General features: G+C 57.1%; 21 protein-coding genes and 1 pseudogene. 12 read left to right on the top strand and 10 right to left on the bottom strand.

Translation table 11 applies throughout. From position 1 onward, the window contains the following. The first annotated feature begins 32 nt into the window (after window positions 1-32). The 6 genes from FKCLFG_RS10670 to FKCLFG_RS10695 all read left to right on the top strand — a co-directional run bounded on the left by FKCLFG_RS10670 (window position 33) and on the right by FKCLFG_RS10695 (window position 5,742). Complete coding sequence (locus tag FKCLFG_RS10670) at window positions 33-893, top strand: siderophore-interacting protein (protein ID WP_472613069.1); 861 nt, start codon at window positions 33-35, stop codon at window positions 891-893. Then, window positions 890-1,837, top strand: coding sequence for an ABC transporter substrate-binding protein (locus FKCLFG_RS10675; RefSeq protein ID WP_472613070.1), 948 nt, complete (start codon window positions 890-892; stop codon window positions 1,835-1,837). Before FKCLFG_RS10670 ends, FKCLFG_RS10675 begins: the two co-directional genes overlap by 4 nt. A gap of 41 nt (window positions 1,838-1,878) precedes the next feature. Beyond that, entirely contained in the window at window positions 1,879-2,910 is a 1,032-nt protein-coding gene (locus FKCLFG_RS10680; protein ID WP_472613071.1) for a FecCD family ABC transporter permease, read from the top strand. Continuing rightward, entirely contained in the window at window positions 2,907-3,977 is a 1,071-nt protein-coding gene (locus FKCLFG_RS10685) for a FecCD family ABC transporter permease (RefSeq protein WP_472613072.1), read from the top strand. Before FKCLFG_RS10680 ends, FKCLFG_RS10685 begins: the two co-directional genes overlap by 4 nt. Window positions 3,978-3,987: 10 nt before the next feature. Continuing rightward, a complete protein-coding gene (locus FKCLFG_RS10690; protein ID WP_472613073.1) occupies window positions 3,988-4,818 on the top strand; it encodes an ABC transporter ATP-binding protein in 831 nt (276 codons plus the stop codon). Window positions 4,819-4,950: 132 nt separating this feature from the next. Next, window positions 4,951-5,742, top strand: a complete 792-nt coding sequence (locus tag FKCLFG_RS10695; RefSeq protein WP_472613074.1) for a 2,3-dihydro-2,3-dihydroxybenzoate dehydrogenase — start codon at window positions 4,951-4,953, stop codon at window positions 5,740-5,742. 12 nt (window positions 5,743-5,754) lie between these two features. Here FKCLFG_RS10695 and FKCLFG_RS10700 read toward each other — a convergent pair whose 3' ends face one another. Genes FKCLFG_RS10700 through FKCLFG_RS10710 form a run of 3 tightly spaced genes read right to left on the bottom strand, consistent with a single transcriptional unit; the run spans window position 5,755 to window position 10,215 of the window. Further along, entirely contained in the window at window positions 5,755-6,405 is a 651-nt protein-coding gene (locus FKCLFG_RS10700; protein ID WP_472613075.1) for a 4'-phosphopantetheinyl transferase family protein, read from the bottom strand. Window positions 6,406-6,460: 55 nt separating this feature from the next. Beyond that, window positions 6,461-8,185, bottom strand: coding sequence for an enterochelin esterase (gene fes / locus FKCLFG_RS10705; RefSeq protein WP_472613076.1), 1,725 nt, complete (start codon window positions 8,183-8,185; stop codon window positions 6,461-6,463). Continuing rightward, a complete protein-coding gene (locus tag FKCLFG_RS10710; RefSeq protein ID WP_472613077.1) occupies window positions 8,185-10,215 on the bottom strand; it encodes a TonB-dependent receptor in 2,031 nt (676 codons plus the stop codon). Before FKCLFG_RS10710 ends, fes begins: the two co-directional genes overlap by 1 nt. 991 nt (window positions 10,216-11,206) lie before the next feature. Between FKCLFG_RS10710 and FKCLFG_RS10715 the strand changes: the two genes are divergently transcribed. Beyond that, window positions 11,207-11,404 (top strand): DUF3079 domain-containing protein, encoded by a 198-nt coding sequence (locus FKCLFG_RS10715; protein WP_472613078.1) that lies wholly within the window; start codon window positions 11,207-11,209, stop codon window positions 11,402-11,404. 207 nt (window positions 11,405-11,611) lie between these two features. On the opposite strand, the gene FKCLFG_RS10720 is transcribed toward FKCLFG_RS10715, so the two are convergent. The 4 genes and pseudogenes from FKCLFG_RS10720 to FKCLFG_RS10735 all read right to left on the bottom strand — a co-directional run bounded on the left by FKCLFG_RS10720 (window position 11,612) and on the right by FKCLFG_RS10735 (window position 13,603). Beyond that, complete coding sequence (locus tag FKCLFG_RS10720; RefSeq protein WP_472613079.1) at window positions 11,612-12,058, bottom strand: PAS domain-containing protein; 447 nt, start codon at window positions 12,056-12,058, stop codon at window positions 11,612-11,614. 280 nt (window positions 12,059-12,338) lie between these two features. Further along, window positions 12,339-12,812, bottom strand: a complete 474-nt coding sequence (locus FKCLFG_RS10725) for an MgtC/SapB family protein (protein WP_472613080.1) — start codon at window positions 12,810-12,812, stop codon at window positions 12,339-12,341. 122 nt (window positions 12,813-12,934) lie between these two features. Next, a pseudogene (locus FKCLFG_RS10730) lies at window positions 12,935-13,152 on the bottom strand (3-methyl-2-oxobutanoate hydroxymethyltransferase); the annotation flags it as partial. Between the two features lie 7 nt (window positions 13,153-13,159). Next, window positions 13,160-13,603: a PaaI family thioesterase gene (locus FKCLFG_RS10735; protein ID WP_472613081.1), complete on the bottom strand. Its 444-nt coding sequence runs from the start codon at window positions 13,601-13,603 to the stop codon at window positions 13,160-13,162. Window positions 13,604-13,802: 199 nt separating this feature from the next. Here FKCLFG_RS10735 and FKCLFG_RS10740 point away from each other — a divergent pair, with 199 nt between their 5' ends. Beyond that, window positions 13,803-13,961: a LysR family transcriptional regulator gene (locus FKCLFG_RS10740; RefSeq protein ID WP_472613082.1), complete on the top strand. Its 159-nt coding sequence runs from the start codon at window positions 13,803-13,805 to the stop codon at window positions 13,959-13,961. A 227-nt stretch (window positions 13,962-14,188) separates the two neighbouring features. On the opposite strand, the gene FKCLFG_RS10745 is transcribed toward FKCLFG_RS10740, so the two are convergent. The 3 genes from FKCLFG_RS10745 to FKCLFG_RS10755 form a co-directional block, all read right to left on the bottom strand. Beyond that, window positions 14,189-14,323, bottom strand: coding sequence for a hypothetical protein (locus tag FKCLFG_RS10745; protein ID WP_472613083.1), 135 nt, complete (start codon window positions 14,321-14,323; stop codon window positions 14,189-14,191). Window positions 14,324-14,856: 533 nt separating this feature from the next. Continuing rightward, a complete protein-coding gene (locus tag FKCLFG_RS10750; RefSeq protein ID WP_472613084.1) occupies window positions 14,857-15,414 on the bottom strand; it encodes a phasin family protein in 558 nt (185 codons plus the stop codon). 526 nt (window positions 15,415-15,940) lie between these two features. Beyond that, window positions 15,941-16,144 (bottom strand): hypothetical protein, encoded by a 204-nt coding sequence (locus FKCLFG_RS10755; RefSeq protein WP_472613085.1) that lies wholly within the window; start codon window positions 16,142-16,144, stop codon window positions 15,941-15,943. Window positions 16,145-16,557: 413 nt separating this feature from the next. Between FKCLFG_RS10755 and FKCLFG_RS10760 the strand changes: the two genes are divergently transcribed. The 4 genes from FKCLFG_RS10760 to ybeY are packed head-to-tail and all read left to right on the top strand — an operon-like array spanning window position 16,558 to window position 19,815. After that, complete coding sequence (locus FKCLFG_RS10760; protein ID WP_472613086.1) at window positions 16,558-16,896, top strand: hypothetical protein; 339 nt, start codon at window positions 16,558-16,560, stop codon at window positions 16,894-16,896. A gap of 33 nt (window positions 16,897-16,929) precedes the next feature. Next, window positions 16,930-18,315 carry a tRNA (N6-isopentenyl adenosine(37)-C2)-methylthiotransferase MiaB gene (miaB, locus tag FKCLFG_RS10765; protein WP_472613087.1) on the top strand — a complete coding sequence of 462 codons (1,386 nt, stop codon included), beginning with the start codon at window positions 16,930-16,932 and terminating at the stop codon, window positions 18,313-18,315. Further along, complete coding sequence (locus FKCLFG_RS10770) at window positions 18,312-19,373, top strand: PhoH family protein (protein ID WP_472613088.1); 1,062 nt, start codon at window positions 18,312-18,314, stop codon at window positions 19,371-19,373. Before miaB ends, FKCLFG_RS10770 begins: the two co-directional genes overlap by 4 nt. Further along, entirely contained in the window at window positions 19,357-19,815 is a 459-nt protein-coding gene (ybeY, locus tag FKCLFG_RS10775; RefSeq protein ID WP_472613089.1) for an rRNA maturation RNase YbeY, read from the top strand. Before FKCLFG_RS10770 ends, ybeY begins: the two co-directional genes overlap by 17 nt. Window positions 19,816-19,911: the final 96 nt, after the last annotated feature.

Here is a 19,911-nt window from a genome sequence, read left to right on the forward strand (position 1 = left end):
CGCTGACGCATCCAATTTGCAAAGGTTTTCTCATGACATCATCTTCTCCAACGCGCACGCCGCCGCGCCTGTTGCGGGTGCGACGCACCCGGCAACTGACGCCGCAGATGCGCCGCATCACTCTTGCCGGCGCGGCGCTGGCCGGTTTTCCACCCGACAGCGACGGCGCGCATATCAAGCTGCTGCTGCCGCGCCCGGGCCAGCGTGAACCGGTGCTGCCGACGCTGGGGCCGGATGGCCCGGTCTGGCCAGCGGCCGATCTGCGGCCGATCTCACGCACCTACACGGTCGGCCATTACGATGCGCAGGCCGGCGAACTCGATATCGATTTCGTGCTGCACGGCGACGACGGCCCGGCCTCGCGCTGGGCGCTGCAGGCCGCGCCGGGCGACGCCATCGGCGTGGCCGGCCCGGCAGGTCCGGCCCGCTTCCAGCCGGGCGCCGATCACTACCTGCTGCTGGGTGATCCGAGTGCGTTCGCGGTGCTGGCGGCGGTGCTTGCTGCGCTGCCGGACAATGCCCGCGGCCATGCGTTGATCGAAGTGCCGGACAGTACAGAAATCCAGCCGCTGCGCCATCCGGCCGGCGTCAGCCTGCGCTGGCTGGTGCGCGACGGCGTCCGTGCCGGCGACAGCCGCTTGCTGCTCGATGCGGTGCGCCAACTGACATGGCCAGCCGGCGCAGTGTCGGTCACGCTGGCCGGCGAGAGCAGCCAAGTGGTCGCACTGCGCGAATATCTGCTCGCCGAGCGCGGACTGCCGCGCCAAGCGCTGTACGCGGTGCCCTACTGGAAAGATGCACACGACGAAGAGGCTTACCACGCCGAACGGCACCGCATCATGGATGAATTCGAACTAGACAACAGCACAGACAATCAAGAAAGCCCGCAATGAAAATTGGATTCTCCGGATTCTCCTTCTCCTTTACCCGCAGCACCTTATTTGCAGTACTGGCCTTGCTGGCTGGCTTGATTGGCGTGGCCAATGGCGCCGAGCGTCAGATGGTCGATGCCGCCGGCAGAACGGTGGCGCTGCCGGCCAAGCCGCAGCGCGTGCTGGCCCTGTCCGAACTGGATCTGGACGCGCTGCTGGCGCTCAAAATCAAACCGATTGGCGCCAGCAGAGGGCGCGGCCAGACTGCGGTTCCGGCTTATCTCGGCGCTGCCGCTACCGCCATTCCCAGCGTCGGCAACTTCGCCAGCCCGGTGCTGGACCTGGTCATCATGCTGCAACCCGATCTGATCCTGGCGGGTGGAATATCCAGCAGGGAACTGCTGGACCAACTCAATAAAATCGCCCCCACCGTGGTCACTTACAAACCGGGTGAACATTGGCAGAGTGCATTCCGCCGCGTTGCCAGCATCGTCGTGCAACCGGCTGCGGCCGAGTCTTTCCTGACCGATTACCAACGTCGCGCTGCTGCGCTGCGGGAACGACTAGGCGTACAAGCCAATGCCACCGTGAGCGTGGTGCGTTGGAATCCGCAAGGTCCAGCCTATATGTTGAAAGATGCGTTCGCCAGTATGGTGCTGGCCGACCTCAAGTTGCGACGTCCGGTTGCGCAACAGCAGCCGGGTGCCGCGCATTCGGCCCCTTTGAGTTTGGAGGCACTGGCCCTGATCGATGCCGACTGGCTGTTTGTCGGTACGCTCAATAGCAGCGGACAGGCCAATAATGCGCTCAAAGCCGCTAGCATCAGCCCCGCCTTTCGCCAATTGAACGCGGTGAAAAAGAACCACATGCGGGCGGTCGATGGTGCGCTGTGGACTAGCCCCGGCGGCCCGCTGGCGGCACTGGCCATTCTCGCCGATGTAGAAAAATCAATGCTGAAACATTGATAGTCGCGCATTGAAAATGGTCAACTATTTCCGGAGTTCCCGTGTCTGATTTTTGTTACCGCCCGCCCACAATGCGGGCGCTGTTTGGCTTGCTGCTGCTGGCGCTACCGGCTTTGGCGCTGGCATCCTTGTTGATTGGCGCCGGCCCGATCGGCGTAACGGATGGATTATCTTTTCTGTTGGGTCAGTCCGGCGGACTTGGTGCGCATAACGACGCGCAACTGGTGCTGCTGAATTTGCGCCTGCCGCGCACGGTGGCGGCGCTGCTGGTTGGCAGCGCGCTCGGAGTGGCCGGATTGCTGATGCAGACTGTGACGCGCAATCCGTTGGCCGAACCAGGTCTATTGGGTGTGAATGCCGGTGCCGCACTGGGTGTGGTGGCCGGCATCGCTTGGGCTGGGGCCGAGAGTGGTGCCGGTTATTTATTGTGGGCGGGGCTTGGCGCACTGGTCGGCAATGCCTGCGTACTGGGTGTCGCACATGCCAGTCAGCACAGCGCGGCACCGCTGCGTCTGGTGTTGGCGGGCGTCGCGCTGGGGGCAACTTTCCACGGTTTGAGTTCGGCCATCCTGTTGAGCCAGCCGTCCGGTTACGACCAGTACCGCTTCTGGGTGCTCGGTTCGCTGGCCGGAGTGACTCCGGCGATGACGGCATGGACCGGGCCTGCCGTGCTGCTGGGTTTGTTGAGCGCGCTGCTGCTGGCGCGGCCGCTGTCGGCGCTGTTGCTGGGCGACGACATCGCCCGTTCGCTCGGCCATCGGCCACTGTTGCTGCGGCTAGGCGTGGCGCTGACGGTGACGCTGCTGACCGGCAGCGCGGTGGCCTTGGCCGGTCCGATTGCCTTCCTCGGATTGCTGGCGCCGCATTTGGCTCGGGCGTTCGCCAAATCCGGACTTGCCGCACAACTGGCGCTTTCGGCCTGGTTGGGCGCCACCTTGCTGCTGCTGGCTGACTTGGCCGCAAGGCTGGTGGTGCAACCGTTCGAGACCCCGATTAGCGTGCTGACCGCATTTCTCGGCGCCCCGCTGCTGATCTGGCTGGCGCGCTCGCACCGGAACGGGAGCGTGCTATGAGCCGCATCGATTCGACAGAAAATTTTATGCCGGAATCCGGCATGCAGTGGCTGCGTGTTGGCAATTTTTCGGTGCTATTTGCCTGGCGCTCGCTGTGGATAACAGTGGCGCTGTTCGTCGCACTTGCATCAGCAGTCGGCATCGCATTACTGGCCGGTTCGACATGGTTGTCGCCATCCCAACTGGGCACAGTGTTGGCGGGCCAAGCGACGCCGGGGATGCAACTGCTGGTTCTCGAATTCCGCCTGCCGCGGGTGCTGGTCGGTCTGCTGGCCGGTGCCGCACTGGGCACGGCGGGCTGCCTGATTCAGGCGTTGACGCGCAACCGGCTGGCTTCACCCGATATTTTGGGCGTCGCCGATGGCGCGACGCTGGGCATCTTTCTGGCGCTGATCGGCAGCAGCTCAAGCCTGATGGGGCCGTGGTGGGTCGGGCCGCTGGGCGCTCTGGCGGCAGTCTGTCTGCTGCTTATCGCATCCGGCAGCCTGGGCCGTCGCGGCCAAACCGTGCTGATCGTCGGACTGGGGCTGTCAAGCCTGCTGCGCGCGATTACTGAACTAGCCCTATCGCGCCAGGAATTGATGCACGCCAGCGCGCTGTATGCGTGGAGCATAGGCAGCTTGAGCGGCCGCGCCTACGCTGCCGCGCTGCCGCTGGCGGCGGGACTGGTTGTGCTGTTGCCGCTGGCGTTGCTGGCGTCGCGCCGCCTGGCGCTGCTGCGCTTCGACCCCGATATTGCCGTCGCGCTGGGCTTGCCTTTGCGCGCTACCCAGTGGCAAGCGCTGCTGACAGCAGTGCTGCTGGCCGGGCTGGCGGTGGGCGTCTGCGGCCCGATTGCCTTCGTCGCGCTGGCGGCGCCGTTCATCGCCGAACGCTTGATTGGTGGCGGCCGCATCGCCGTGCTCGGCGCGGCGCTGGCCGGGGCCACGCTGGTGGTCAGTGCCGATACGCTGGGCCGGGTGCTGTTGACGGCGGCCGAATTGCCGGTCGGCGTGATCTGCAATTTGCTCGGCGGTCCTTTTTTACTATGGCTGCTGTTGAGTGAGCGTCCAGGAGAAATGCAATGAAAGAGATGCAATGAATCATTTAATTATCAAGGGGCTGCATGCGCGCCATCCGTCCGGCCCGGTCTTGCATGATGTCAATCTGACGATAGCGCCGGGTCAGGTGACGGTGATAGTCGGCCCCAACGGTTGCGGCAAATCAACCTTGTTGCGTTGCATTGCGCGCCTGCATCGTCCGGCGCAAGGCAGCGTACACATCGGCAACGACGATCTGTGGCAAATGCGTGCGTCACAGGCGGCGCGCCGTTTGGCCTTGTTGCCGCAGGCGCCGCAAGCGCCGGAAGGCATTACGGTCAGTGGCCTGGTGCGTTACGGCCGTCATCCGCATCAAGGCTTGTTTCGCCAATGGTCGGCCGACGATGAACGGGCGGTACGCGCGGCGCTGCTGGCGACCGGCACCACCGAACTGGCCGAGCGCCAGCTGGACCAATTGTCGGGCGGCCAGCGCCAGCGCTGCTGGTTGGCAATGGTATTGGCGCAGGAAACGCCGTTGCTGCTGCTGGACGAACCGACCAGCATGCTGGACCTGGGCCATCAGGTCGACGTGCTGAACCGGGTGCAGGCGCTGGCGGCGGCAGGACGCGGCGTGGTGATGGTGCTGCATGACTTGGCAGCTGCCGCCCGCTATGCCGACACGTTGGTGGCGATGCGAGCGGGCCGGATCGTCGCCATCGGTGCTCCGCGTGAAATCGTCACGCCGGCGCTGGTGCGCCAGTTGTACGAACTGGAAGTAGATATCCTCGCGGCCCCTGGCGACGGCGCGCCAGTAGTGGTGCCGGTCGCCAGCCGGCCTGCCGCAATCGCGTTTCCGAATAACGTGCGCCCGCTTACACGGGCGATTTGAGCTTAATCTGATGCTACGCATGAGTATATTTATCTTGCGCAATGAATATATGCGGTGAATGCATTAAAAATGCACATACTCCTTTATTTTTTCGCGGCCAAGTGCGTAACGTCAGTTCATTTCTAAAACAGCATGAAAGAAAACAACATGGAATTTCAAGGCAAGGTGGTATTGATCAGCGGTGCGGCACAAGGTATTGGTGCCGCAGTGGCGCATGCAATGGCGCGCGCAGGGGCAGCGGTTGCTGCGCTCGATGTCCGGGCCGAGGCTGTGGCAGCGATGGCCGCCACGCTGCATGCCGCCGGCAGCACTGCGCTCGGGCTGGCGGTCGATGTGTCCGATAGCGCTGCGGTGAATGCCGCGGTCGAACGCGTCGAACAGACCTTGGGGCCGATCGACATCCTGGTCAACGCCGCCGGCATCCTGCATCTCGGCCCGGTACTGGACTGCAGTGATGCTGACTGGGACCGTACCTTCGACGTCAATGTCGGCGGCGTGTTCCGGCTCTGTCGCGCGGTGTCCAGGCACATGGTGGCGCGCCGGCGCGGTGCGATCATTACGGTAGCATCCAATGCGTCCTCGGTGCCGCGCCAGCAGATGGCAGCTTACGCCGCCTCGAAAGCGGCCTCGACCCACTTCACCCGCTGTCTCGGGCTGGAACTGGCGACCCATGGCATACGCTGCAACGTGGTCTCGCCCGGTTCGACCGATACCGACATGCAGCGCCAGTTGTGGACCAGCCCGGATAGCGCGCAGGCGGTAATCGGCGGCGCGCTGGAGAGCTTCCGACTCGGCATTCCGTTGGGACGTATAGCCAGCCCGGAGGACATCGCCGAGGCAGTCTGCTTCCTCGCGTCCGAGCGTGCCCGCCACATCACGATGCACGATTTGCGTGTCGATGGCGGTGCCACGCTGGGCGCCTGATCAGAACGGAATCTAGAACAGTGCGGTGGTGCGACCCAAAGCTAGCGCCGCCGCATAGCCGCTTGGCGCTGCTAGCGGCCAGGCCCGGGTCGTTGGTTCTGGCAGACCGCGCAGGGCCAGCGCAAATTCCGGATGCTCCGGATCATTCGGATGATCAAACGCCGGCAGCAACGACAGCGCAGGCAGATGCATGGCGATGCCCCAGCCCCATACCTTGAGTACTGCTTCCTTGCCTGTCCAGAGATCGTAAAAAGCGGCGGTGCTACTGGCGCAATGTGCGCATTCGTCCGGAGTAAACAGTTGTGCTGCCAGATCAGCCAAAGGCCGCGTTGCATCCAGCCGTTCCAGATCGACGCCGACCGGGACCGTGTCGGATATCGCGATCAGCGCGTGGCAGCCGGCATGCGAGACATTGAAGAACGGCGCGCCGCCGGCCAACTGCGGCTTGCCGCGTGCGCCAACAGAAAATCGAATCGCCTCGGGCGTCAGCGCCAGGCGTTGCGCCAGCAAACCGCGCAGCGCAGCCCGCGTCGCGGCAAAGCGCACCCGATCCTGACGCCGGCGATACTGCCCGCAGCGCGCGCGCTCATCCTCGCTCAATGCGGCCAGCGTCATCTCGTCCAATGGCGCATCCAGTGTCAGGTCGAGTTGCCATACTGCCACCTGCGACGGCACACTCGCAGGCAGGGAAATTGACTTGCAAACCATTACAGGCGTTTTATGGGTTAGGCATTGTTGTGCGCAGATGGCCTTCCGGCACAGCGGCCGCGCTGGCAATGCCTTGGCATTGCGGCAGAACATCAGCGCCCTCTCCCAACAAAGCTACCAAACCGCAACCAAGCGAACCCTGCCAATGCAGATAGTCGTGGCCGGTATCGTGTTCACGCTGGATAACCGGATATCCCTTGGCACGCAATACATAGCCGAGATTACGGTTCGTCTCCAGAATTCCTTCACGGCCACCGCGGGCACCTTCATATCTGCCAGCATCGAGATAAAACCGCAACGGCGCTGTCGGCAACGCCACGTATTGACGCGTCAACCAACCTGGCAGTACATTTGGCGGTGCCCACCAAAACGATCCCGACAGACTCAGCACATTGCCAAATATTTCAGGATGAGCGAGTGCAACGTAGGCAGACGCCAGACCGCCATAACTCGACCCGGCAACGACTGTCTTCGCTGCCGGCGCCGACAATCCCTGCGCGCGAACCCAAGGCATCAATTCTTCAGCCATGAAATCGGCAAAATTGGGATTCGGCGGCAGCTCGACACCACGCGACTGCGCACTGGCGTTGCCAATAAAGATAGCTGCGGTAGGCGGTATGCAGCCTTCCGCCAGCAGATTATCCAAGATGATTGGCGTCGGTACGTCACGCACATAATTGGGTGCGTCGAATATCACCAGCAAAGCCTGTGGCGCCACCTTCGCCGGTCGGTATACCCAGATGTCACGCGCGTTACCGAGAATGCGACTGAAAAATTCATGATGTTGCATGCTGCCGGAAGCAACCTGCGCGCGCTTCTTCACCCAGGTCTGTGCCGGTGCATCAGGCAATTCTAATATCGAGCGTCCTTGGAACAGGTCTACGCCTGACGCCGGAAACACATGGCGGTTCAACGGATCGCGCTGCGCGGTCGCCAAAATCATGCGCCGCTGTTGCATGGGGGTGCCGACAATGTTTGGCACATCAGGCGCGAGCAAATAACTTAGCCGCGCCGTGGTTGGCATTCTATAAGTGGACCACCACACATCCGTTGTGCCGAGTCGCTGTAACGCATCATGCTCACCTGACGGGCTGCCGAACAAGTGCACATTCTGCTGGGCGCCGCGCCACAGGAAAGTGACCTGCGCTTCCTGCGCATTCAATGGTTCAACTAACGGTGTACCGATACGCTCAACATCTCGCCAAAACGCATCGGTGCTCCCGTTCTGCGCTACATGCGCGGCAAGTGCGCGCAGGCGTGGACTGAGAAGCTCAGAACGTAGACTGACTGATGCCGGCTTCGCGGGCGCCACTATGCGTGAAATTGTTAATTGAAATGGGGTTGGCGCACCGGCCTGTTGCGACATCACCATGAATTGGCTGACTCCTTGCGTACCAGCCACAAACATGAATTGCTGGGATGCCGACGCGCCATCCGCAAGACGCCGCAAATGATGGCCCGATGCGTCTTGCAGATCGAGAAAGGCGTGTCGCCCTTCAAGCACGCCTTGGACTACATGGCCGGCAGGCACCGACAACGTGTAGTGCAGTGGTGCTGCTTGCTCTACCGAAGCCGCAACCGGTGTGCCGACTGTGAGCGCGCGCGCATCCGCAGCGTGACTGATGGCGGGTGCCAACATTGCAAATGCAATCGCCACTGTTCCCAGCGACAGCGCCGGAAAAAGAGCCGAACAATGGCGCGCCTTGGCAGGCCACCGATCAGGCCGCGTCGGCATCACAAATCGACGCTCACCGAGACGCGGAAAGTACGTGGGCCCGCTACTGTAGCGAAACCATCGTTAAATGAACCGGCCCAATACTGACGGTTTAAAACATTCTCCACGCTACCGCGAATGGTCACATCATTGCCGCTGATTTTGGTTGCATAACGCGCACCGAGATCAAAGCGAGTCCAGGCGGGCAATTCCATCGTATTGGCTGAATTGACCCATTGTTCGCTGGTATAAACCATCCGCCCGCTGAGTGTTACGCCCTTAGCCCATGGGGCATCCCATTCGGAGCCCAGGTTGGCAGTCCAGCGCGGCACACCGAAAACATTAAAGCCGTTTTGTTTGCCTCCCGGCGTTTTCTCCTGCTTTGCCTGGGTGTACGCGACTCCGCCCAGCACGCGCACGGTCGGAGCTAGTTCACCGAACACATTCCATTCCATTCCGCGGTTACGTTGTTCGCCATTAAGCTGCTGGGTATTGGTCGGCACATCGGTTATGACGGAAGGCTTGGAGATTTCAAATAGAGAAACAGTTTGCGTGAAATTGCCATGACGCCATTTCACACCGGCTTCACTTTGTTCCGTTTTGAACGGCGCGAATACGTGGCCAGCATTGGCAAAGGTTGCGCCCACTTGACTGCCCGCGCTTAATCCCTCGATGTAATTCGCGTAGAGCGACAGATTTTCGCCCCAAGGTTTGAGCACGACGCCAACCGCAGGTGTGATGGCCGTCTCGTCATAGGTAGGCGCGCTCATCTTTTGCCTGACGTTTTGCGAGCGCAATCCAAGCGTCAACTGCACTCTATCTTCCGCAAACGACAGCGTGTCAGCGAGTGCCACGCTAGACATTACATTGTTACTTTCTTGGGTCGGTGTTCCCGGCGCGTTTGGCAACAGAGGCGTGATCGGGTTGTAGATGTTAGTGATGTAACTGGCACTGGTAGGCACCGGCGTGAAGCGCCCTGACTTCTGCGTGAGCGTATTAGCAGACACCACTACCTGGTGTTTCACACTGCCTGTGCTGAAATTCCCGCGCACGCCAGCTTCCGCAGTTTCGCTATCGGTGTAACCGGCCTGATGGTAAGTCTGGCCGATTGCATCGCCGTTGCCCGCCGCAGTGAGGACAACCCGGGTGCCGTTGAGAAATCCACGGTAGTTGTGCTGTGCCTTGCCCAACGCACCGAACACGGACCAGTCGCGGTTCAGTTTAGCTTCAGCGCGCAGAGTTACTGCATCGCTGTCTTGATCCGCATATATTCCGCGGAACAAATTGGTAGTCGGATCGGGTGCCGCAATCACGCGTTTCAGCGTGTTGAAACCCACCATCATTGGACTGCCGTTGCTCATGTGATCACGCAACGAATAGGCATCCAGCTGCATATTCCAGTTTTCACCTTGATAATCAAGCGCAAGCGAGCCGAACCGATGCCTCTTGCTCTGATCGTCCACCTCAGTATCACCGCTGGAAACAGATCCGTTGACGCGCACACCCAAGCGTTGCTCCTCACCAAAACGTCGCGATACATCTGCTTGCATCCCGAGCTGCGACGCAGAAACCCATGAGCCGGTTAAGCGTGTCAACGGCTTATTTTCAGCGCGCTTAGTTACTAAATTCACTACGCCGCCAACTGCGCCGCCGGGCGTCATACCTGACAATAAGGCACCTGGGCCTTTGAGCACCTCTACCCGTTCCAGCATTTCGGTCGGCACGTGCGCATCTGGCGCCATGCCGTATAAGCCATTAAAGGACAACTCGGTTGACGTTACGCCAAATCCGCGAATGGTGTAGTTCTCATAGGTGTGACCGGCGTTCGTGGTGAAGCGTATTGATGGATCATTTTCCAGAACCGCAGCCAATGTGTTGGCATTTTGATTGGCAATCGTTTGCGCAGTGTAGGAAGTAATGTTGAAAGGTGCATCCATCACGTCCACATTGCCCAGCAACCCCAAACGCGCACCGCGCGCCACTTGTCCGCCAGGCGCAACCTCCGGCAGCCACACCGCGGGCCCAGCATCCCTTACGGTTACTTCCGGCAATATCCGCTCGCTAGTCTGGGCGGTCGCGCTCAAAGGAGATGCCAGACAACCAACCAATGCTGCGCAAGCCGCAGCCATAGGACGCAAGCGCCAGATTGGTGTTACAGAAAATGAAATACCGTTGGAAGAGCGCATGACTCTAGCGTTAGCGCGAACAATAGAAATATACATAAGTCCAAATATAGGGGCGCTTGCGCGTTGTTAATAAACCTTGCCGGATGACATTAAATACAAATACGAATGAGAATGATTCTTAATCATTTATATAATAGCACGCCGGAAATTTATTTCCTAAATACAAGAAATCATTACGTAACGAAAAACACAAACTTTTTTCTCAACCAATGAATCACGCAACCAAGTCAGTCAGACATTCATCCACAACCGCACCGATTCGTGCCAGCGTCACATCAGCTAAAGTGGCTCCGAAAAAAATTGGGCAAGAGATTAAGTTAGCCCCGCCACCAAGAGAAAAGGCAGGCAATGTGTCAAACAGCGCGCAACACTTTTCAGATTAGGGGTGGAAACAGCGTCCAATAATTTCCACTTCCGTAGTAACCATCCGGTGTTTGAGCCGGAGGTATCTGGAGTGTTTTACTAGGCATGGTCCGTGTCACCAGCGGATGTAAATTGACACAGCGCAACGATTGAAATCTGATATACCAAACTGAGAAGATGGTTGCTTTTTTGGAGCGGCCTTGATCACAAAGGAGGTGTATGTGGAAATCTAATTATTGAAGAAACATAACTTGAGTTTCGGCAGATCGCAGAAGAAGTGTGCTGTGCAGTCAATACAGTGCAGCGGCATCTGGGTTTGCGGGATGCACCAAAATAGAAATGAAAGGTCTTGCGCGAGACGAAGCTTGCCGCACATCCAGGGTACTTGTGTGAGCGGCAAGCTTCTGCCAAGCCGTTATACCGTTATAGATTCCAGCAACGGTGCTGTATCGGGAAATCGCCGGGCTGTGGAATAAGCCAACTGCGGGCCTACTTGCGCACGCTCAAACCGGCCCAGAGCGCAGAGCCGGTAATTGAATGCTGGGGATGCGGCAAGTATTGTCCCGTCAATTCGTTAGCCTGCGGAAACGGCTCGGAGCGCACGCAGCACCCGGCTGAACTGTTCGGAAAGGACTGGCTCGAATGGGGAATCGACTCTGGCGCGAAACCGGCAGAGTCTACGGACAACTGACGCTCACTCCTACTGCCGATCTTTCAAGATACGGTCCGACCCATGCGCGTTGGAGGCCACCCGATACTACAGCGCTTCGCGTCGTTCAAGCTAGCGTGGAACGGCTGCTTCCGGAATCATTGACAGGCAGCTTCGGGGCACTTCCAGTCTTTCGCCAATGATGTAGTTAGCCCCAGAGTTGTCGTGGAGGCCCCTTTTGTTTTGGCTCTATTTCGATGACTTTACTGTTAATTCGGCGAGCTGCTGCCGAAGGCTCTTATCCTCCAAATACCGCGCCGTGGCATTGCGGGCAAGGGCCGTTGATCCAATGGTTTCCCCGGCTTGATTTTTTACGATCGCAAAGCTCATGTCTACATAAAGCTGTTCGCCGTTCTTGTGTAACGAGCGCGTGATAATCGAACGCCTTCCATGGACGGTGGTCCCCCGACTAACTGCACGATGGAATCCGTCCCAGTGCGCCTTGCGCAAACGTTCAGGGATGATAAGGTCCAGGCTCTGACCAACGGCTTCGGCCGAGGTATAGCCGAATATAATTTCGGCACCTGGATTCCATATCTGGATGATGCCTTCCAGGTCCGCAAAAATCATCGCCTCCGACATGCATTCGAGAATATCCTGGTACGTTGTTCCCGCAACGAAGCAGCAGTTTTTCATTGTGTATATTCCTTAAACTAAACTCAACAGCCTTATCGAATCCATAGGGACAAAGTGGCAAAACCACTGGCTGGATACACCAAAACCAGGACCTGCCGAGACAGGTTCCGGAATATTACAAGCTATTAGCTCTTCTTCAAGCATGTGTGTAGGCGCCGATTCTAAGTGACCCACGTCCGTGGTTCGCAAACCCGCGTGCAGTAAGGATTTCAAAGGTCTTAAGTTGAGTCAGTAGAAATCGGCAGCGTGGGTCAGTTTGGCGTCGGCGCCAACACAGCTATTATTTATTCTTACTATCTTTGCTCACACGAAGCACCGAAAGAATAATCAACCCGAACAAGGCGCTGAGAATTGCAGTCGCTTCCAGTCCCATTCCAGCGGCAACTCCCACTGCAGCGGTGAGCCAAATGCCTGCTGCAGTTGTCAGCCCCTTAATGTCCTCATTCCTTAATTTTATAATAGCGCCAGCGCCCAAAAAACCAATTCCCGCCGTTACTCCCTGCAACACTCTGGAGATATCTTCCAACGGCATGCCGGCTTGAAGGGGAACCAGTATAAACAGTGCCGATCCGAGCGATACCAACATATGTGTTCGAAGTCCTGCGGCAGCCCCCACCGATTCGCGTTCATATCCAAGAGCGGCACCAAGAACCAGCGCAACCAGTAGTCGCACACAGACCCGGGTGACGTCCGATGGATCGCCCAGATCTGAAAATTCCTCTTGAATAATTATCCAACTTTGTGTCCACCACACGTAACATCCCCTAAAATTGTTCATCGACTAACGCTGACACAAGTAGCTTTTAATAATGTCAATCTTGGAATGCAGCGTCAAGATGCCTAACTGGGCTGATACACTGCTTTGCTGCCGCTCCTGACCGGCAAGATCGTGCTGTGCCCCTGCAATACATTGCCGAGTGAATTGCCCACCAGCAGGATATCGATGCCACAGCGATCCATCAGCAACGCAAAGCTGGCGTCATAGCACGTCAGTACCGTAATTTTTCGCCAGCACTCTTGATGGTCAGGAGCGAGGGCAAAGTGATAGGCTTGCGACGCGCGGCGCTTTCGCCTTCCTGTAGATAACCGGCCATGGAGCCGCTATTTTTCCGACTTGCCGTGCATGACCATGATCGTTTGCTGCATCAGTGCGCAGAGGGTTTCCTTGCCATCCTTGACCGCAAATACCTCTGCCTTGGTCACAATCAGGGTACGGCCAGAACGAACAACCTGGCCTCGAGCGATCAGCTTTTCACCATCGGCCGGCGCAACCATATTCATCTTGTACTCGACGGTCAGGACCGATGCGTTGGCTGGCACCATGGTCATAGCCGCATAGCCAGCGGAGGAATCGGCAATCATGCCGACCACGCCCCCATGAACAAAGCCATGCTGCTGCTCGATACCCTGCCAGTGCGGTATGTGAATTTCGGTCGAACCGTGGTCGACGACTGGCATGGTGGCCTGAATCAAATGCATCGCGCTCTGCCGGTCGAAGCTAGCAAGGACACGTTCGGCGAAGTGCGGGTCAGAAAAATGCGTCATATCTCAAGTCTCTAGTTGTTGTTGATTTGAACTACGGGAATTCGATGCTTACCGGCATAACGACCAGAGTCTGGACCAACCCCAGGCATTTTCTGGTCTCATGTTTATCTTCCAGCCTAATTCCTTGTAAGGCGTCATTAGAATTGAACTTCCGGACTTATTCAATTGATTTTTTCGACGTCATACATGAGATTTTGCAATGTCAATCAGCAGACAAATGCATGGCCTGGAAATGGCCTTGGGCATAAAGCTTTTCAAGCGAGCCCATCGATCAATCAAGTTCACGCCAAAGGGGGCGCGACTATCGATGTGTGTCGAAGAACCAAAGGCTCAATGCCCTCAGGCGCGTCGACGTTGACCACTGCGTTTTGCATCTTCGTACCGAAATACACCATGACACCAAGAGCAATGCGCCAGTGCCGTTATGGAATTCAATGCCCAGTTGCTGGAGTACCCGTCTGACCGGGTCATTGCACCGTAATCGTTGAACGACGCTAATCGACTTTCAAGGAGATGGCTGCCGTATGTGGGGCATGGAATTACCATCGGTTCAGCGAATCGCGTCATTGGTTTTTTTACCTGTGGTCAGGCAGCAGCCCGTTCCCGCAGCGTCTCATAAAGGTTGGAGTGATTCAGCAGGATATCCTTGAGACCACCCTGAACGGCAGATGAATTTAGCGCCTGCGTGCTCATCAGCGTAAGCGCATCCAATGCGCCCATGATGGCGTTCAGCAGCTCGGTTTTCAGGTCGGGCGAGTTGGAAAATCACTCTTTGGTGCTGTTGGTCGCCTGCTGCCGCAGCGTTTCCGACTCCAGCAACTTGCATTTGATGACGTTGTTCACATAGACCAGTTTGTTCTGGTCGGTGGAGTTGACGACTATTGCCGGGAAACCAGGGGTGGCGGGCAGCGCTTACGGCCAAGAATAAGAAACGAAGCACGTTTCAATCTTCCGACCGCTCTTACCGTTGATTCCCGTGAAAATCTGTATGTGTCCGACTCCAGGAACTTCAGCACTCGAAAAATCACACCATCAGGTAGCGTAACAACCATTGCTGTTAATCCGGCCTTGAATGGTGCCGTGACGGGAATAGTATTCACTGACAAAAACACTGGCGATAGCCGTCGTTCACGGCGCGGTGAAACTAACTGTGGAATAAAGATAAACAATGTCACGCAGTGCCAGCTTGGCCTGGAGCCAATGCAAAACGGGCCGCAAGTGCGGCCCGTTTTATCTTGCTCACATGCTGTTTTTTATTTCACAGCTGCTGCTTTTTTAACGCCTTGTGCAAACTGGTCCGATACTTTGACGACTTGCGCTTCTGTCGCTTCGATAGCTTGTTTGGTGGCGTTGTTGACTTGCTCGTAGCCGGCATGTGCGTTAGCGACGGACGATTTCATCATTGCAACCACGTTTTCAGAACCGGCTGGTGCGTTCTTTGTGATGCTTTCTACCAAAGCGTTTACTTTGCTTTGAACTTCGGCAACTTGTGCTTCGGCGACCTTGGTGAACTCCGTTTTTGTGGAGGACACGATGTCCGTCAACTGGCGGCTGTAGGCAGCAACTTTTTCAGAATTTGGTTTGGCGTATGCAGTTGCCAGCGCGAAGAAAGCTTGTGGGTCTTTAGCGGCCAACAAATCTTTTGCTGCAGCTGCGGAGTCCGCGGCAGATGCTTTGGCAACTGCCATATTCAATTCAGCGATTTTTTCCGTTCCTTGAACCGCTATGTTCGCCAGCGCGCTGAGTGCAGCGAATTGTGATTCGAAAAATGCTTTGCTGGCAGCTGTGTATTGGTCTGTGTTTGAAAACATGATTTTCCTAAAAATGGGTTTGACTACATTGGTACCGGATGCGGCTTGTGCTTCGCAACATTTGCTACTTTTACACAATGAAATCTTACTGCTTTGATCTGCGACAAATTAAGAATAGATTCCCAATGCGCCAAAGAATGCATATGTTGACTGTGCGTATTGGCCGGTTGGGACGTGTTCTCCATGATGCGATCGAAGCAGCCAGGAAAATTTTTTGCCGGCAACAACACGGGTGTATGCAATTCATAGAATATGAGCAATCCTTTACTACAGATGCTTTCAAGGCAATATTCAATTCCTTCCATCGCCAAAAACATGTTTCAAGAAACCCAAAAAACACCGCAAACCCCCGTTTTTACCCGTGATATCGTGTGTTTTTGTCGTTTAATCGTTTTTTAACGTTTATTTACATTCAGCATCTTTGGAAGCACTCTTTAGAGTATGCGCACAATGAGAATAAAGGCGTGCTTTGATACCCCCATAAATGCGTTGCATGTCAGGATGATTGAGCCGGTTCAATTAGCATTTAAAGCACCAAAAGCGCCAGGCAACGGCTTTCTTTGCCTGTCCAATTAACAGGGAGGCGGGCGTAAAGGACGAGCGTATCCATAGCTTTGCTGCAGTGCGGGGTGATAGCGGGATTTCTTTTGTATTCCAAACCGGATATCTGCAGAATGCGCTGCAGCAGCTGGATGATTTTGCCGATGCAGTGGCTTTTTTGCTTGGACATAACATCATTGCATTCGACGGAGGCCGCATCTATCAGCGGCGAAGCCCGATTTGCGCCTGCTAAAGCTGCCGTTGGTGGATGCTTTGCAGCTTAATCCGCTGGCGTTTCCACGCAATCCTATCGCAAAAAAGTAAAATTTAACGGAGTATATTTAATTACCGCAATGAACATATGCGGAAAATACCATGAAAATTGCAATACTCCATATACCATAAAAAATATCGCAGGGCTAGGTTCCCAACCTGCCCTTTCAGGCTGGCCGCGCAAGGGCAGGTTCGGAACCTGCTCCTACGAATAGCCTACCGCACCATGAAGCCATCGCGCTGATGTGATAGTCTATTTGCCCTTGTCTCTTCCACATAACGTGTGACTATGTTGCGAATTAATAATTAGCAATGAAATGGAGCGATCCCATGCAGACAAAACATTTTCTATCGGCAATCTCATTGGCAACCTTATTGGCAACATTGACCTATTCTGCCGCGGCCTACGAGCGGCCCTTTCCATCGAATGCCAAACGCGGGACAATGACGGCTGCAATTTATCCGGCCATCATCATTGATGGCAATCAACGCACGCTGTCGCCGGGTGCGCAAATTTTTAATGCCAATAATACGATCGACATGCCTGACACTTTGCGCGTCAGCAATGTGGCAGTGAATTTCACCGAGAACAATCAGGGCCAGATCCACCGGATCTGGCTGCTGAACCCGCAAGAAGCCGGCAAGCCATTGCCGGCCCAGAACCGCTAGAACCTTACAAGCCGATCCGCACAAAGCCACTCCATGCAAAAAAAAGTATTCATCAAAACCTTCGGCTGCCAGATGAACGAGTACGACTCGGACAAGATGGCCGACGTACTCAACGCCTCCGACGGCATCATCAAGACCGACATCATCGAAGATGCCGATGTAATCTTGCTCAACACCTGCTCGGTGCGCGAAAAAGCGCAAGAAAAAGTATTTTCCGACCTCGGCCGCATCCGTGAATTGAAATTGGCCAAGCCTAATCTGGTGATCGGCGTCGGCGGCTGCGTCGCTTCCCAGGAAGGTGCTGCGATCCTCAAGCGCGCGCCGTATGTAGATGTGGTGTTCGGCCCGCAAACCCTGCATCGCTTGCCGGCTCTGATCAATCAACGCCGTGCCAGCGGCAAATCGCAAGTCGATATCAGCTTTCCTGAAATCGAAAAATTCGATCATTTGCCGCCCGCCAAGGTCGATGGCGCGACCGCATTCGTGTCGATCATGGAAGGCTGCAGCAAATATTGCAGCTACTGCGTGGTGCCTTACACCCGCGGCGAGGAAGTGTCGCGCCGCTTCGATGACGTGCTGACCGAGATCGCCGGCCTGACCGAACAGGGCGTCAAGGAAATCACGCTGCTGGGCCAGAATGTCAACGCGTTCCGCGGCGTGATGGCCGACGGCGAGCTGGCCGATTTCGCGCTGCTGATCGAAACCATCGCGGAATTCCCCGGCATCGAACGCATCCGTTTCGTCACCAGCCACCCGAAGGAATTCACCCAGCGCCTGATCGATACCTATGCCAAGGTGCCGAAACTGGTCGATCACCTGTATCTGCCGGCCCAGCATGGTTCCGACCGGATTCTGGCGGCGATGAAACGCGGCTACACCGCGCTGGAATACAAGTCGGTGGTGCGACGCCTGCGCGCAGTGCGGCCGAATATCGCGATATCAAGCGACTTCATCATCGGCTTCCCGGGCGAGACCGAGGCCGATTTTGAAATCCTGATGCAACTGATCGACGATATCGGCTTTGACAATAGTTACAGCTTCGTCTACAGCGCCCGCCCCGGCACGCCGGCCGCCAACTTGCAAGATGACACGCCGCATGAAGTCAAGCTGGCGCGCCTGCAACGTTTGCAGACCGTCATCAGCGACAACACCAAACGCTATAGCCAGCAAATGATCGGCACCGTTCAGCGCATTCTGGTCGAAGGACCATCGGCCAAGAGCCCCGCGGAAATGCAGGGCCGCTCCGAAAACAATCGCGTCGTCAATTTCGATGGCGGACCGGATGGCGCACGTCTGATCGGCCAACAGGTCGATATCGACATCACGCACAGCTACACCTATTCGCTGCGGGGCGAACTGGTTGCCACGCAACACGCAGCGCCCACCGCATCCACACCGATCCAGCAAAGCGCCATTTGAAAACCAAATCTCCCTCCCCTTCACAGCATTTCCTGCCGGAACCGCTCGACAATGCGCGGCTGGCGCATCTGTGCGGCCCGCTCGACGAAAACCTGCGGCAAATCTCGGCAGCGCTGGATGTGACGATTTTCCGGCGCGGCGACCGCTTCGTGGTCGGTGGCGCCAACGGCGAACGTGCGGTCGCGATCCTGGAGCGGATTTATGCCGCTGCCACAAAACCTATTTCGGTCGACGAAGTGCAACTGGCACTAGTCGAGCAACGGGCAAAACTGGTCACAAAAGAAATCAATCCGGCTACCGATGCACTCACCTCGGCGATGGTGGAAACCACGCAAGACGCCACCGAAAGCCCGGCACTGAAGACACGCCGCAGCGATCTGCGCGGTCGCACGCCGCACCAAAACTTGTACCTGAACGCAATCCTGGCGCACGACATCACCTTCGGCGTCGGCCCGGCCGGCACCGGCAAGACTTATCTGGCAGTGGCTTGCGCGGTCGATGCGCTGGAGCGCGACGCAGTCAAGCGCATCGTGCTGACGCGCCCTGCAGTCGAAGCCGGCGAACGCCTCGGATTCTTGCCCGGCGACATGGCGCAGAAAGTCGATCCTTACCTGCGTCCGTTGTACGACGCGCTGTACGATCTGCTGGGTTTCGACAAAACCCAAAAGCTGTTCGAAAAACAAACCATCGAAATCGCGCCGCTGGCGTATATGCGCGGCCGCACGCTGAATCATGCCTTCATCATTCTCGACGAAGCGCAAAACACCACGCCCGAGCAGATGAAAATGTTTCTGACCCGGATCGGCTTCGGCAGCAAGGCCGTGGTCACCGGCGACGTCACCCAAGTCGATTTGCAGCGCGGCCAGAAAAGCGGCTTGAACGATGCGCTCGGCGTGCTGAAAGACGTGCGCGGCATCGCTTTCTCGCATTTCACCAGTATCGATGTGGTGCGCCATCCGCTCGTCGGGCACATTGTCGATGCCTACGAATCCGCCAGCAGCCTGGAACTCGAGCTGCATAAATACGCCCCCGCCAATCATCATGCCCGCAAAAAATAAACTCGCGCTGTCGGTGCAGTATCCCGACCCGCGCCTGCAGGACACGATCACCCGCCCCAAGCTGCGCCGCTGGGTGCAGGCGGCGCTGTTCGCTCCGGCCGAACTGACGATCCGCTTCGTCGATGCGGCCGAAGGCTGCACGCTGAACCGCGATTATCGCGGCAAGGATTACCCGACCAACGTGCTGACCTTCGCGTATACCGAAGACCAGGATGCCGAAATCACGCAGGCCGACATCATCCTGTGTACCGACGTGCTGGAGCGCGAAGCCGCAGAACAGGGCAAATCGGTCACAGCCCACACCACGCACCTGATCGTGCATGGCGTGCTGCATGCGCAGGGTTACGATCACGAGAACGAGGAAGAAGCGCAGGAAATGGAAGCCATCGAAACCGAAATCCTCGCCGCGCTGGGCTTGCCCAACCCGTATGTCGAGGGCTGATGCCAGTCAAACTTAACCGGCAAATTTAACCAGTAATAATGGGGCTTTTGGCATCCCGTTACATTTGTTGTATCCTATGCCGATCGAAACAACGGC

Source organism: Gelidimonas denitrificans (assembly GCF_055694065.1).

Coding starts and splice junctions, on each gene's coding strand:
- FKCLFG_RS10720 (WP_472613079.1), bottom strand. CDS start 12,058: ATGAAAAACTGCTGCTTCGTTGCGGGAACAACGTACCAGGATATTCTC.
- FKCLFG_RS10735 (WP_472613081.1), bottom strand. CDS start 13,603: ATGACGCATTTTTCTGACCCGCACTTCGCCGAACGTGTCCTTGCTAGC.
- FKCLFG_RS10670 (WP_472613069.1), top strand. CDS start 33: ATGACATCATCTTCTCCAACGCGCACGCCGCCGCGCCTGTTGCGGGTG.
- FKCLFG_RS10745 (WP_472613083.1), bottom strand. CDS start 14,323: ATGGGCGCATTGGATGCGCTTACGCTGATGAGCACGCAGGCGCTAAAT.
- FKCLFG_RS10750 (WP_472613084.1), bottom strand. CDS start 15,414: ATGTTTTCAAACACAGACCAATACACAGCTGCCAGCAAAGCATTTTTC.
- FKCLFG_RS10760 (WP_472613086.1), top strand. CDS start 16,558: ATGCAGACAAAACATTTTCTATCGGCAATCTCATTGGCAACCTTATTG.
- FKCLFG_RS10685 (WP_472613072.1), top strand. CDS start 2,907: ATGAGCCGCATCGATTCGACAGAAAATTTTATGCCGGAATCCGGCATG.
- miaB (WP_472613087.1), top strand. CDS start 16,930: ATGCAAAAAAAAGTATTCATCAAAACCTTCGGCTGCCAGATGAACGAG.
- FKCLFG_RS10675 (WP_472613070.1), top strand. CDS start 890: ATGAAAATTGGATTCTCCGGATTCTCCTTCTCCTTTACCCGCAGCACC.
- ybeY (WP_472613089.1), top strand. CDS start 19,357: ATGCCCGCAAAAAATAAACTCGCGCTGTCGGTGCAGTATCCCGACCCG.
- FKCLFG_RS10695 (WP_472613074.1), top strand. CDS start 4,951: ATGAAAGAAAACAACATGGAATTTCAAGGCAAGGTGGTATTGATCAGC.
- FKCLFG_RS10740 (WP_472613082.1), top strand. CDS start 13,803: ATGTCAATCAGCAGACAAATGCATGGCCTGGAAATGGCCTTGGGCATA.
- FKCLFG_RS10690 (WP_472613073.1), top strand. CDS start 3,988: ATGAATCATTTAATTATCAAGGGGCTGCATGCGCGCCATCCGTCCGGC.
- fes (WP_472613076.1), bottom strand. CDS start 8,185: ATGCCGACGCGGCCTGATCGGTGGCCTGCCAAGGCGCGCCATTGTTCG.
- FKCLFG_RS10755 (WP_472613085.1), bottom strand. CDS start 16,144: ATGTCCAAGCAAAAAAGCCACTGCATCGGCAAAATCATCCAGCTGCTG.